Source organism: Halobacteriovorax sp. DPLXC-1 (assembly GCF_036903125.1).
GTDB lineage: Bacteria > Bdellovibrionota > Bacteriovoracia > Bacteriovoracales > Bacteriovoracaceae > Halobacteriovorax_A > Halobacteriovorax_A vibrionivorans.
In genome coordinates, this window is the sequence record NZ_JAYMCO010000001.1 from 256,356 (window position 1) to 270,687 (window position 14,332).

The window sequence follows — 14,332 nt, forward strand, 5'->3', positions numbered from 1 at the left end:
AAAATGATATACCAAACGGATGACCAACCTATTGTCGCATGCTCTACCGGCTTAAGTGAGAATACGGCCATAGGGGTTATCCGTTTATCTGGTTTTACCGATCTCGTTGGTTCTATAGGACCATTTTTCAAAAAAGACCTTTCAAAACTTGAAATAAGAAAAGCGACATTTGTTAATCTCTATGACATTGATGGAAACTTCCTGGATGAAGTAGTTATCACTTATTTTAAGGGACCTAATAGTTACAATGGTGAAAATATATTAGAGATTGCAGCTCATGGAAATACACTTAATTTAAAGCGTATTATGAATGCATTCATTAACTCTGGTAATTTTCGTCTCGCAAAAAATGGTGAATTCACTTATCGAGCACTAAAGAATAAGAAGCTCTCCCTTGCACAAGTTGAAGGACTTGATGCTCTCCTAAATGCTTCTTCTTCTCTAATGCTTGATGAAGGACTTAAACTTTTAAATGGAAGCCTTTATCAAAAATACACTGATCTCTACGATAAGTTTTTAAAACTGAAAGCTGCAGTTGAAATTAATATCGATTTTGCTGAAGACGTAGGGGAGGAACAGTCGCAGAAACTTTTAGATGAGGCCGTTTCTGATATTAGTACGCATATTAGCTCACTTCACAGAAGTGCAAGTGTGAACGCTAAAAGCTTAATGTCGCCAGATATAGTTCTATGTGGTGAACCGAACGCTGGAAAGAGTTCTCTCTTTAATTTATTTCTCGATGAATCCCGCTCAATTGTTTCAGATATTGCAGGAACCACTCGTGACTATATTTCTGAATATATCAGCCTTGGAAATGAAACATTTAAATTAGTGGATACGGCCGGTCTACGTAATACAACTGATGTCATTGAAGAAGAAGGAATAAAGAGAAGTCGTAATCTTATCGACAATGCATTTTATAAAATTCTTCTAGTTAATATAAATGAAGTAGAAAAATACCAATATCACGATATCAAAGAGACACTTTTTGATGCTCTTATCTTTACACATTTTGATGAGTTTGAGGGTGAGTTAAATTTAGATACTTTAAAATCAAATCTTCCAAAGGCTATTAAATACTATAGTGCCGACACTTCAAAAGGCGAGGGTAGACTTGTTGAAATAAGTGGTCCTATCGGACCAAAAACAACAAGTGGTTCTATAGAACCAAAAGAATTAGAAGAATTTAATCTTGGTCCTATGGGGGCAAATCAAAAAAATGGTCCTATAGAACCACAGGACAATACTGGTCCTACAGGGGCAAAAGTTGGAAACAATCAAAAGACTGGTCCTATAGAACCAGCTCATATAACTGACTTAATTACTCAAGATATACTATCTAAGTATACGAAATTACGTAATAGTGACCCGATATCAATCGAAAGACACCGTATTGTCATCAATGATATTTATAGTAAATTTAGTGAGTTCTCAAGTAATATCAAGTACTTAGATGATATTGCTATCATATCTTCTGAAGTTTCAATACTTGAAAAGAAAACCGCAGAACTTATTGGAATTATCAGTCCAGATGATACCCTGACACATATATTTACTAACTTCTGTATCGGTAAATAATATATAAACCATTGATTTTTCTTAAAATATAGCTTAAATGTTCCACGTAGAACTTTATTATTAGAACTGCGCCCATTTGTTCCACGTAGAACAAGCCAGGGCAATAGTTCCACGTGGAACACGTGTGAAATTGGAAAAACTATGTTTGATGTAGCAATTATAGGTGGGGGACATGCTGGGCTTGAAGCTGCTTGGGCCGCTGCTCAATTCGATTTAAAGGTTGCGATCGTAACGATGCCAGGGGTAAGTATTGCTTCAGCTCCCTGTAACCCAGCAGTTGGTGGTGTTGGTAAAGGTCAAGTTGTAAGAGAGATTGATGCCCTTGGTGGTATCATGGGAAAGCTTGCTGATCGAAGCGCTATTCAGTACCGTACATTAAATGAATCAAAGGGTTACGCCGTCCAGTCGACACGTGTCCAAATCGATAAAGAAGTCTATGCAAGAAATGCAGAAGCTGAGGTCGCTGCCAATAAGAATATCACCGTTATTCGTGAAATGGTGGAAAGGGTTAGTAAAGACCAAGAGCAGTTTCTCATTAAGACAACAGAAGGTGAGTATCTATCTAAGAAGATTGTTGTAACAACAGGAACTTTCCTTGCTGGAAAAATGCATACAGGTGAGGAGCAGTCTGATGGTGGACGTGTTGATTGTCTAAAGGCCGATTCTCTAGAGAATATCTTTGTGGGTGTTACTGCACTTAAAACAAGGTTTAAAACAGGAACACCTGCTAGGTTGAAACGTGATTCTATCGATTTTTCAAAGATGGTAGAGCAGGAAAGCGATATCAATGCTGTTAACTTCCACTATGGACATGATCTTAATGAGAGGTTTATTGATCAAGTTTCATGTCATTTAACAAAGACTAATGAAAAGACCCTTGGGATTATACGTGAGAATAAAGAGAGAAGTCCTATTTTTAATGGTCAAATTAAAGGCGTTGGTCCTAGGTACTGTCCTTCTATTGAAGATAAGGCCTATCGTTATGAAGAAAAAGATATTCACCATGTTTTTGTTGAACCTGAATCACATGAATTAGATACCTTTTATCCAAATGGCATCTCAACATCTCTTCCACGTGAAATTCAGTTGGATTTCATTAGAACAATAGAAGGCCTAGAGAATGCAGAGATTGCTGTCTATGGCTATGCTGTGGAATATGATGTTGTTGATACAACATGCTTAGATCGAACACTTCAGTCCAAAGAAATGCCAGGATTGTACTTTGCAGGACAGGTAAATGGAACTTCTGGTTATGAAGAAGCTGCAGGACAAGGTTTAATTGCAGGGATAAATGCAGCGAGGTCCATAATAGGTGCAGACAAATTTATTCTTGATCGTGAAGATTCATATATTGGTGTTATGGTAGAGGATTTAGTTTCTAATAAGAGAGATGAACCTTATCGTTTATTTACTGCTAGAAATGAGAACCGTCTTTACGTACGCGAGGATAATACAATTCTACGTATGAAAAAATACCGTCAGGAACTGGGTCTTTTCGCAGAAGTTGATCGCTACCAGGATAAGTTTGAAAGAAGCTTTAATATTATATGGAGTGTAGCGAAGAACTATACGTATAAAGCTAACCCAAAGAATAAAGAATATTTCAAAGACATGGGTTATGGGCCGCTTAATTCAAATATAACTCTTGCTGAACTTTCAAAGAGAGCACAACTTAATCCAGTAGATGTTCTCACTAGAGAATTGAGTGAGAATAATATGGCCTTCGATCCAAATGTGATTCGCACAGTAGCTATCTCTCTTAAGTATGAAGGATATATTGATCGAGCATTAGTCGAAAATGCTAAGATTAATCGCTTAAGTAAAAAACCTATTAATTGGGAGCAATTAGTTGCAAGTGAGAATATCTCTTTCGAATGCCGCCAACGTATAACAGAAATTAAACCAGAAAGCTTTGGACAACTCCAGAGAATAGTAGGTATTAGACCTGCGACCTTGGCCTTTGTGGCAGGAAATATTTTATGATGAAAGATACTGAGTTTTGCCAAAAGTATTTAGAACAAATTAATGGTCCATTTGCTGGTATTAATCTTACAAGAATTAATACACCAGAAGAGTTCCACGTGAAACAATATGTTGATAGTGTTAAGCCAATCGAAGAAGTGGAGTCACTAAAGAAGATCTATGACAAGACTGAGATTCATGTGGATATTGGTTTCGGTGGAGGTTTTCCATTACTGCCTTTAGCAAGTCTTAATCCTGACAAAAAGTATATTGGATTTGAAGCTAGAGGGAAAAAATCCAAAGTCGTTAATCAAATTGCTGAGGCCATCGGTTTAGATAATGTTAAGACATATCATCAGAGATTCGAGCACGTATACTTTGACCGTGATTGCACAATTACATTCAAAGCTGTTTCGACTATTGAAAATCTGCTACCTAAAATTATCACAGATAAGAAAGTAAATGTAATCTTTTACAAGGGACCAAATTTTTACGAGCTTGAAGATCTTGATTGGCTTGGTGGTAAGTGGGACATTATAGAGGAAACATTGGTTGATATTCCTGGTACTGAGGGGCGTATGATGATTGCTCTTCGAAACAAGAATGTTCTACGTGGAACAGAAATTAACAATTTTCGAAAAAATAAAAATAAAAATCTTGTCACTTTGTCCTCATTTCTTTAAAAATATAGTAACAACTATATATATGGGGAGACATAAATGGCTAAAATTATTGCACTCATGAATCAGAAGGGTGGTGTTGGTAAGACAACAACCACAATTAATCTAGCAGCCTGCCTAGCAGTAGCCGAGAAAAAGACTCTGGTAATTGATCTAGACCCGCAGGGTAATGGTAGTGTTAGTTTAGGACTTGATTCATCGCAGCATACAAATAGTAATGTATATCATGCAATGATTGGAAGAACTGATATTCGTGAAGCAATTTATGAAACAGAACTTCCTAACTTACATATTTGTCCTTCTGACAATAATCTATCTGGTGCCGAGATTGAATTAGTATCTGAGTTTGCACGTGAGTCTAAGTTAAAGACAGCTTTCATGCCTATTATGGACTCATATGACTACATTCTAATCGATTGTCCACCATCATTAGGTCTTCTAACTGTAAACGCTCTAAACGCAGCTGATAGCTTTATCGTGCCAATGCAAACAGAGTATTTAGCGATGGAAGGTCTTGCTCAATTAATTAATACAGTAAAACTAATAAAAGCGAATTTAAATCCAGCATTAGAAATGGACGGAATCGTCCTTACTATGTTTGATGGAAGAGCTTCTCTTCATAAACAAGTTTCTGAAGAGATTAGAAGGCACTTCGGCGATAAAGTGTTTCAAGCGGTAATACCTAGAAACGTAAAACTTGCCGAGTGCCCATCTTTTGGGAAACCAATCATTCTTTACGATATTGAATCAAAAGGTTCTGAAGCTTACCTTGCTCTAGCAAAAGAACTTATTATTAAAGATCGTGCTCAATCAGTAGAAACTCAAAATGGACTACCAGAGGTGCCTTCAGTTGATAATGTCGACAATACACTTCAAGGTAATATTCAATAGGTAAGGGGAAGAGAAAATGGCAAAGAAAGTAGCTCTAGGTAAAGGTATGGGTTCTCTTTTAGGTGGAACAAGTGGTTCTTCTAAAGCATCAAAAGCACAAGCTGCATTTTCAGATCTCCAAAAGGTAGCGGCAGAAAATCAACCTGAAAAACCGGTACAAAGAGAAGCAGCAGTACAAGTTGAAACGAATCCATCAATGTTGGATATTACATCAATTCATGCAAACCCAAATCAACCACGTAAAATATTTAAAGAAGAAGAACTTCATGAGCTATCTAACTCAATTAAGGAAAATGGTGTTATCCAGCCATTAATTGTTGTTAAAGCGGATGAAGGATATGAACTTGTAGCTGGTGAAAGAAGATTAAGAGCTTCAAAACTTGCTGGCCTTACTCAGGTTCCTGTTGTCATTAAAAGAGCAACTGATCGTGAAAAAATGGTTATGTCGATCATTGAAAACGTTCAACGTTCAGATCTAAATTGTGTAGAAGAAGCGCTAGCTTACTTTGGATTAATGGAAGACTACAACCTGACACAAGAAGAAGTTGCAAAGAAAGTAGGAAAGGAAAGATCAACAATTGCTAACTTCCTACGTATCCTTAAACTACCTCGTGATGTTGTCGATTTAATTCAAAAGGATCAGCTATCTTTTGGTCATGCTAAAATTTTAGCAGGTGTTAAAGAAAGAGAAGATTGTATTCGCATTGCAAATAAAGCAGCTGTAGATAATTTATCAGTTAGAGAAACTGAAAAACTAATTAAAGCTTCTAAGCGTGCACCAAAAGAAAAGAAAGAAGAGGAAGAAAACTTTGACTTCTTCAATGGTAAGATGTCTCAATACAGAGAGAAGCTTGAGCAGCGTACTGGGTACCACTTTGGTATTAAGACAAATAAGAGTGGCGGTGGTGAAGTCGTTCTTAAATTTGCTAATGAAGCAGAATTTAATGATATCTTTGAATATCTTTTAACTAATAGATAAAAATCGGTCCTATGGGACCAGTTGGATTTAGTCTTAACTGGTCCTATAGAACCAAATAATGAAATAATTAAATTGGTCCTATAGAACCACCATGGAAAAAAGGTAAAGAGTATATGACACAAGGAACAATGGCAGCAATTATTGAAGATGGTTGTAAGCTTGAAGGCAATATTACACTTAATGGTGTTGGACGCATTGCAGGAATTGTGAACGGAACAATTTATTCGAATGATACGGTAATTATTTCAGAGGCCGCTGTTATAAATGCAGATATTATTGCTGATGTAATTATGATTAGTGGTATCGTAAAAGGTGATATTAAAGCGACTTCTCGCGTTGAAATTATCAAGCCAGCTCGCTTCGAGGGGACTATCACAACTCCTTCGCTGATTGTTGAAGATGGTGTTATCTTCCATGGAACAACGAAGATGCATGATGACAAATAATTAAATAAATTTGATTATTTACACCTTAATTAAAAATTAACAAACATTCAGAAATAACCGGTTTATCTTGACGATAGGCCATATAAAGTTTAATTATTAGTGAACTTTTAACCAATCATCTAGATGTAATTTGGAGTAGTCACTAATGGATACTATTCTTACAGTATTAAAATCACTACAAATCGATTCAACTTTATTCATTCAATTAGCTATTGTTACTGTTTTGTACTTTGTAACAAGAAACTTAATTTGGTCTAAGCTTCAAGATATTCTTGAAAATCGTGAAGCAAAAACGACTAAAATGGAGTCAGGAGCAGAGGAGAAAACTCGTCTAGCAACTGAGCTTGAAAAAGAATATAAAGTGAAAATTGAAAGTGCTCAATCAGAAGCTTTTTCTATCATTCAAGCAAAGAAAGAAGAAGTAACAAAGCGTGAAGCTGCAAAGGTTAAAGAACTAGCAGATAAACTTGAGTCTCAACTAAACGCTGAGAAGAATGAGTACGCTAAAGAATTAGAAGAAAAGAAAGTTGCCGTTATGAAAGATGCGGAAGAACTATCGTCACTTCTTGTAAACAAAATCGTTCAGTAAATTATTTAAGGATAGGGTAAGCAATGAAATTTTTATTAGCTTTAATCATTAGTAATGTTGCTCTAGCTGCTGGTGGTGAGTACCGCGGTGGTCATTTAAGTGATCTTCTAGTTCCTGCAATTAACTTCACAATTGTGTTTGGTTTTATTGCGTGGAAGATGATCCCATTTATGAGCAAATCATTCACAGAAAAATCAGAAAACATTAAAGACTTAGTTGAGTATGCAGCAAAGAAAGATGCTAAGGCAGAACAAGAGCTACAAGCTTCAAAAGCTAAGATCGATAACATTCAAAGTGAAAAAGAAAAAATCATTTCAAATGCAAAAGTAGATAGCGAAAAGTTTGAACAGAAATTTGTTGAAGAAATGAAAGCATCAATGGAAAAAATGGAAAAAGATTCTGAGCATAAATTAGAATCTGAAAAGAAAATGATGCTTAAAAGTCTTAACGAATCACTTTTAGATGAAGTTATTAACAAGACTAAAAGTACAATTCATAAAGATGAAAAATTATCAAATAAAGCAACTAGTAATTTAATATCAAGACTATAGTTCTAGGGTAGTAAAATGAAAGATAAGAATGTAGCCAAAGCGTATGCAAAAGCGATTTACAACCTAGGTAAAGAGTCAAATCTTGACGTTGCTAAAGAATTAACAACACTTACTGAAGTGGTTAACGAAAACAACAATCTAGAAAATGTTATGTTTCTTGATGTTTTCTCTGCTGAAGAAAAAACAGCTGTTGTTAATGATGTAATGACAAAATTAGGACTTTCTCAAGTTGTAAAATCATTTATTAATTTCCTACTTCAAGAAAAAAGAATTGGTCTTATGCCAATTATTTTTAAAGAAGTAATCGTTATCGATGATCATGAAAAAGGTTTCATGAGAGGAACAATCGAAGGTAGTGCAGATTCAATTGATACTGAGTCTCTTGATAAGATTAAATCTTTTATCAAGAAGGAATTAGGATCAGAGCCTGAATTAACTTACGTAAAAAACGAAAAAATAACTGCAGGTGTTCGAGTGACAGTTGAAGACTATCAAGTCGATGCTTCTGTAGATAAACAACTTAATACTTTAAAAGAATCAATTATAAATGGTTAAAAGCCAATTATTGTAGAGGTAAATGATGTCAATGAATCCAGAAGAAATTACGAGCATTATCAAAGACAGAATTGCTAACTTCGAAACTAAACTACAAGTTGATGAAGTAGGTACAGTTCTAACTGTTGGTGATGGTGTTGCTAGAATTTTCGGTCTTAAAAATGCTATGGCCGGTGAACTTGTAGAATTTGCTACAGGTACAAAAGGTATGGTTCTAAACCTTGAAACTAACAACGTTGGTGTTGCTATTCTAGGTGATGATCCAAAAATCACAGAAGGTTCAACAGTTAAAAGAACTGAAAAGATCGTTGAAGTACCAGTAGGTGACGCTCTTTTAGGTCGTGTTGTTGATGCTATTGGTAATCCAATCGATGGACAAGGTGAAATCGTTTCTGAACACTCAAGACGTGTTGAAATTAAAGCTCCAGGTATTCTAGCTAGAAAATCTGTACACGAGCCACTTCAAACTGGTATCAAAGCGATTGATTCAATGATCCCAATCGGACGTGGTCAACGTGAGCTTATTATTGGTGATAGAAAGACTGGTAAAACAGCTGTTGCTATCGACACAATCATCAACCAAAAAGGTAAAGATGTTATTTGTATCTACGTTGCTGTTGGACAAAAGAACTCAACAGTACGTCAAGTACAACAAAAGCTAAAAGAAGCTGGTGCACTTGATTATACTATCATCGTATCTGCTACTGCTTCTAACTCTGCACCACTTCAGTACCTTGCTCCATACACTGGTTGTACAATGGGTGAGTACTACAGAGATAGTGGTAAGCACGCTCTAATCGTTTATGATGATTTAACAAAACAAGCACAAGCATATCGTCAGCTTTCACTTCTTCTAAGAAGACCTCCAGGGCGTGAAGCATTCCCAGGGGACGTTTTCTACTGTCACTCTAGACTATTAGAAAGAGCTGCAAAACTTGCTGATAAAGACGGAGCTGGTTCACTAACTGCACTTCCAGTTATTGAAACTCAAGAAGGTGACGTTTCTGCATATATTCCAACTAACGTAATTTCGATTACTGACGGTCAGATCTTCCTAGAAGGTGACTTATTTAACTCTGGTATTCGTCCAGCTGTTAACGTTGGTATTTCAGTATCACGTGTTGGTGGTTCTGCTCAGATTAAAGCAATGAAGAAAGTTGCTGGTACGTTAAGACTAGATCTTGCTCAGTATCGTGAACTTCAGGCATTCGCTGCTTTCGGTTCAGATTTAGATGAAGCAACTCAAAAACAACTTTCAAAAGGTGAAAGACTTGTTGAGCTACTTAAGCAAGCTCAATACTCACCTTACGATGTTATTGATCAAGTTGTATCTGTTTACGCTGGTACAAAAGGCATGTTTGACTCTGTTCCTGTAGAAAAAGTTAAAGAAGCTGAAAGAGATCTAATTGATCACTTAAATGCATCTCACTCTGAGCTTATGACTTCTATTAGAAATGAAAAAGCAATCTCAGGAGAGAATGACGGTAAATTAGCTACTGTTATTAAAGAGTTTATCGCAAGTAAGAACTACTAATTATTGAGGAGCCATAATGGCAAATATTAAGGATCTTAAAAAGAAAATCAAAAGTACAAAGGGTACTTTAAAGATTACGGAAGCTATGAAACTTGTTTCAGCTGCAAAGCTAAACAAGGCTCAGAATGCAATTCTGAATGCTCGTCCTTATGCAAATGAATTAGAAGATTCAATTAAGACAATTTCTGCCTTAGTTGAAGATTACAATCACTCTTTCTTACAAAATAACGAAAGTAAGAAAGAAGTTTTACTTGTAATCTCATCTAATAAAGGTCTTTGTGGTGGTTATAACTCTGGGCTTGCAAAAGTAGTTAAAAACTACGTTGCAAATCATGAGGATCCATCAAATTTAGAAGTACACTTTATTGGAACTAAAGTTAAAGAACTTGTTGAGAAGCTTGTTAATGTTGGTGGGTTCTACGAGTTTGAAAAAGCTGAACCTCAACATCATGAAATTGCAGATCTAGCTTCAAAGCTATCAGCACTTTTCTCAAGTGGTGAAGTAGGAAAGGTAAGTATCGCTTACAATATTTTCTATTCTGCGATTTCAATTGAGCCAACAGTTAAGCAAGTTCTTCCAATGACTTTAGATTCATCTGAAAAAGAAGAGCTTAAGGAAAAGTATCCGTTTGATTTTAGATACAACCCTAATGCAGAAGAAATTCTTAACGGCCTTATTCCTGAGGCATACACAAGTGCAATGTGGACAGCAATTTTAGATGCTACTGCAGCAGAGCACGGATCACGTATGTCAGCAATGGATAGTGCTGTTGGAAACTGTAAAGATGCAATTAGAACATTAACATTAAAAATGAATAAATTGAGACAAGCTGCTATTACAACTGAACTAATTGAAGTTGTTTCTGGTGCTGAGTCCCTCAATGGTTAAGGAGCGTAGAATGTCACAAGCAAAAGGTGTTATTCGTCAAGTTATGGGTCCTGTTGTAGACGTTGAATTTGCTGATGGAAATTTACCGGAAATCTATAACGCACTCACAGTTACAAACAAAACAATTAACGACAAAGAAAATAACCTTGTTCTTGAGGTTGCTTCTCACCTAGGTGATAACGTTGTTAGAACAATTGCAATGGATCAGACTGAAGGTCTTTCAAGAGGGCTAGTTGTTTCTGATACAGGTGCACCAATCCAAGCGCCTGTTGGACGTGAATGTCTTGGTCGTATTATCAACGTAGTTGGTGAAGCTATTGATGAAGCTGGTGAAATTGGAAATAAGAAATCTTATTCAATTCACAATACAGCTCCAACATTTGAAAACCAGTCGACTAAACTTGAGCCATTCTTTACTGGTATTAAAGTTATCGACCTTCTTGCTCCATACCTAAAAGGTGGAAAGATTGGTCTATTCGGTGGTGCTGGTGTTGGTAAGACAGTTCTAATTATGGAACTTATTAACAACATTGCAACTCAACACGGTGGTTTCTCAGTATTCGCAGGTGTTGGTGAAAGAACTCGTGAAGGTAACGATCTTTACGAAGAAATGAAAGAATCAGGGGTTATCGATAAGACTGCCCTGGTATATGGTCAGATGAATGAGCCACCAGGTGCACGTGCACGTGTTGCTCTTACTGGTCTTTCTATTGCAGAATATTTCCGTGATGAAGAGAAGCAAGACGTTCTTTTCTTCGTTGATAATATCTTCCGTTTTACACAAGCAGGTTCAGAGGTTTCTGCCCTTCTTGGTCGTATCCCTTCTGCCGTTGGTTACCAGCCAACTCTTGGTACAGAAATGGGTGCTATGCAGGAGCGTATTACTTCAACTAAAGACGGTTCTATTACATCTATTCAAGCAGTATACGTTCCAGCCGATGACTATACGGATCCGGCTCCAGCAACAACATTTGCTCACTTAGATGCAACAACAGAACTTAACCGTTCAATTGCTGAAAAAGGTATTTACCCAGCGGTAGACCCTTTATCATCATCTTCAACAATTCTATCTCCAGATATTCTTGGTGAAGATCACTATGCAGTTGCTAGACAGGTTCAAGAGATTCTTCAAAGATATAAAGAGCTTCAAGATATCATTGCTATTCTTGGTATGGATGAGCTTTCTGAAGATGATAAAGTACTTGTTGGTCGTGCTAGAAAGATTGAGAAGTTCCTTTCTCAACCATTCTTCGTTGCTGAGCAATTCACTGGTATCCCAGGTCAGTTCGTAGACATCAACGATACTATCAAAGCATTCAAAGCTATCTTAGCGGGTGAATGTGATGAAGTACCTGAGCAAGCGTTCTACCTAGTTGGTAACCTAGATATGGTATACGAAAAATGGGAACAACTTAAAAAGGATGCGTAAGCAAAATTGACTGGCTAAGGCCAGTCTATTGTTTGCTTCGCAAGCTCCCCTTGTAAGGAGCATGCTTTTTTCGAGAGCGAGGGTTTAGGCCCGAGCGGTTCGAAGTAGGAGCAAAATATATAATGCTTTATAATAAGGATTAAATGATGAGTAACTTTGTTGTAAATATATTAACGCCTAGCTCAGTTGTAGCGAAGAATGTACCGGCAGAATCAGTATTTATCCCAACTCTAAAGGGTGAAATTGAAGTTCTAGCAGGTCACACTCATATTGTTGAAAAACTAGCTACAGGTAGCGTTGCAGTTCACGGTGATGATCAAGAGAGATTTTTCACTGTAACTAATGGTATAGTAAAAGTTTTAAACGACGAAATTACTATCCTTTCTTTGACTTCTGAAGAAGATAATCAGATTGACGAAGAAAGAGCTACTAATGCACTAATTTATGCTCGTGAAAAACTGAAAGATACTTTAACTGACGAAGAATTAGTTAAATACCGTCGTAAGGTTGAAAGAGCGCAGCTTAGATTACAACTAGTTAAGCAAATTTCTAAATAGATTTAATACTATTTGAAATATAAAAGGGCCCCGTAATTCGGGGCCTTTTTTGTATCGGCAATATTTGCCTCTTAAGCTTTAAAATAAGTAATAATGCGAAAATAGAGCTAATGATAAAGCTTCTAATTTCACTATTATTCTTAATTTTTCAAGTAAGTTCTTCAGCACTTACTGGAAGCGATATAATTCGTCTCAAACCTAAGAATTTTGAAACGAAGGAATTAAATTCATTCAACTTTTCTGATATTTATTCTGACACAATTAACTTTAGATCATCTGGCGTTAAAAAAATTAACAAGCATGGAAATCCAAAGGCAATTGAGAATGCAAAAGATAAAGCCAAGAAAGAAGAGATGGTCTTCTTTACATACGGTGATGATGAAAAGAAAAAAGTGAATAAAGCTAAACCGGTCTTAAGACCGACTGTAGCATTGAAGAATAAGGCAAGAAAAGCAGTCGGAAAGCCTAAAAACTATAAGCCTATAATTGATTTCTCAAGCTTTATACAATCAGCTGCGAAACGTACGAAAGCGGCTTCTACGTTTAATATTAAGCTTAGAGAGTTCAATCATAAAGGCCCATCAAAGAATAATTTAAGCGATTACGACTTAGTGCCTAGTTATAATTTAAATGAATTACTAACTGATGCAGGTTCTTCAGTTATCAAAGTACCAATTGCTCCAGATGATAAGTTTTCTACATTTAGAGCATCTGTAGCTGCTCGTGGAATTATTCGTACAAATTTTGAATTAAGTGCTCGAAGTGATACGACATTTGATATTCCTGTAATAAGTGCAGATTACCTCGATAAAATTCTTGAAAAGAATAAGATAAAAGAGGAAACGGGTGCACACATTTTAGTTGATCTTGGAAGTAAGATTGATACATCAACATTTACGGGTAAATTTAAAAAGAAAATATTTTTAAATAAGAATTTTAAGCAAATTGAGCCAGGTGGATCGTTTGTATATGAGCTTTACTTAGATGTTGAACTAGGTAATCACTTAATTAAATACATGGACTTTAAAGGAAAGGTTGCTCAAAAGATTATCCATCTTGTTCAAGATGAAATGACTTATGAAGCACCATATTTACTGAGTTCAAAGGCTGTTAACTTTTCTGTTTTTGAAGAAAATCTTGCTGCTAAAACACTACAACAAATGAATCTTGATGCTAAAAGTATTAACTACTTTAATCGAGATATTAAACCAACGAAAGTTGGCCTTAATCGTTACAAATTAATCGCACCAATTCGTGAAGCAGGATTTAAACACTATTTAGAAGTTGGAAAAGAGACACCTGTTTTTGTTGGTTTTGATGATATTAAGAAGATTGTCATACCATCTCTTGAATATATTGATTATTTAAAAGAATTATTCCAAAACTATGCTGATAATGGTGCATGTGTAATCCAAATAAATTTAGATCGACCTCTTGTGAACTTTGAAGCCTATATGTCTTCTCTTAGACCATCAGGATCTTATGATTTCTACTATATGGATAAAGATGGAACAGTGAGTGCTGAAATCACAGGGCTAACTGAGAAGGTCTTTGTGATCTCTCATGATTACGGAATTCTTAATACGAAAATTGATTCAGGAAATGGAAATATTAACTATATGCAAAGCTTTTGTACTGAAGGTTTATATATTATTGAACACATCTAGTTTGAGAGAAATTACTAGATAAAAT

14 protein-coding genes are annotated in these 14,332 nt (G+C 36.0%); all 14 read left to right on the forward strand.

All coding sequences use genetic code 11. From position 1 onward, the window contains the following. Positions 1-3 precede the first annotated feature (3 nt). The 14 genes from VCM44_RS01275 (at position 4) to VCM44_RS01340 (ending at position 14,307) form a co-directional block, all read left to right on the forward strand. Positions 4-1,578, forward strand: coding sequence for a tRNA modification GTPase (locus VCM44_RS01275; RefSeq protein WP_334677832.1), 1,575 nt, complete (start codon positions 4-6; stop codon positions 1,576-1,578). A gap of 141 nt (positions 1,579-1,719) precedes the next feature. Continuing rightward, a complete protein-coding gene (mnmG, locus tag VCM44_RS01280) occupies positions 1,720-3,561 on the forward strand; it encodes a tRNA uridine-5-carboxymethylaminomethyl(34) synthesis enzyme MnmG (protein WP_334677833.1) in 1,842 nt (613 codons plus the stop codon). Continuing rightward, positions 3,558-4,223, forward strand: coding sequence for a 16S rRNA (guanine(527)-N(7))-methyltransferase RsmG (locus VCM44_RS01285; protein ID WP_114705992.1), 666 nt, complete (start codon positions 3,558-3,560; stop codon positions 4,221-4,223). The genes mnmG and VCM44_RS01285 overlap by 4 nt, the downstream gene beginning before the upstream one ends. A gap of 36 nt (positions 4,224-4,259) precedes the next feature. Beyond that, positions 4,260-5,111 (forward strand): ParA family protein, encoded by an 852-nt coding sequence (locus VCM44_RS01290; protein ID WP_114705991.1) that lies wholly within the window; start codon positions 4,260-4,262, stop codon positions 5,109-5,111. Positions 5,112-5,127: 16 nt separating this feature from the next. After that, positions 5,128-6,090: a ParB/RepB/Spo0J family partition protein gene (locus VCM44_RS01295; RefSeq protein ID WP_334677834.1), complete on the forward strand. Its 963-nt coding sequence runs from the start codon at positions 5,128-5,130 to the stop codon at positions 6,088-6,090. 113 nt (positions 6,091-6,203) lie between these two features. Next, positions 6,204-6,536, forward strand: coding sequence for a bactofilin family protein (locus VCM44_RS01300; RefSeq protein ID WP_114705989.1), 333 nt, complete (start codon positions 6,204-6,206; stop codon positions 6,534-6,536). A gap of 145 nt (positions 6,537-6,681) precedes the next feature. Beyond that, a complete protein-coding gene (locus VCM44_RS01305) occupies positions 6,682-7,125 on the forward strand; it encodes a F0F1 ATP synthase subunit B family protein (protein ID WP_114705988.1) in 444 nt (147 codons plus the stop codon). A 23-nt stretch (positions 7,126-7,148) separates the two neighbouring features. Next, positions 7,149-7,676, forward strand: a complete 528-nt coding sequence (locus VCM44_RS01310) for a F0F1 ATP synthase subunit B family protein (protein ID WP_114705987.1) — start codon at positions 7,149-7,151, stop codon at positions 7,674-7,676. Between the two features lie 15 nt (positions 7,677-7,691). Then, complete coding sequence (atpH, locus tag VCM44_RS01315; RefSeq protein WP_114705986.1) at positions 7,692-8,231, forward strand: ATP synthase F1 subunit delta; 540 nt, start codon at positions 7,692-7,694, stop codon at positions 8,229-8,231. Between the two features lie 25 nt (positions 8,232-8,256). Further along, entirely contained in the window at positions 8,257-9,765 is a 1,509-nt protein-coding gene (gene atpA / locus VCM44_RS01320; RefSeq protein WP_114705985.1) for a F0F1 ATP synthase subunit alpha, read from the forward strand. A 16-nt stretch (positions 9,766-9,781) separates the two neighbouring features. Then, the gene (gene atpG, locus VCM44_RS01325; RefSeq protein ID WP_114705984.1) at positions 9,782-10,654 is read left to right on the forward strand and encodes an ATP synthase F1 subunit gamma; all 873 of its coding nucleotides are present in this window, start codon (positions 9,782-9,784) and stop codon (positions 10,652-10,654) included. A gap of 10 nt (positions 10,655-10,664) precedes the next feature. Then, entirely contained in the window at positions 10,665-12,083 is a 1,419-nt protein-coding gene (atpD, locus tag VCM44_RS01330) for a F0F1 ATP synthase subunit beta (RefSeq protein ID WP_114705983.1), read from the forward strand. A 146-nt stretch (positions 12,084-12,229) separates the two neighbouring features. Then, positions 12,230-12,640, forward strand: a complete 411-nt coding sequence (gene atpC, locus VCM44_RS01335; RefSeq protein ID WP_158536784.1) for an ATP synthase F1 subunit epsilon — start codon at positions 12,230-12,232, stop codon at positions 12,638-12,640. Positions 12,641-12,750: 110 nt separating this feature from the next. Then, positions 12,751-14,307 (forward strand): hypothetical protein, encoded by a 1,557-nt coding sequence (locus VCM44_RS01340; RefSeq protein ID WP_334677836.1) that lies wholly within the window; start codon positions 12,751-12,753, stop codon positions 14,305-14,307. Positions 14,308-14,332: the final 25 nt, after the last annotated feature.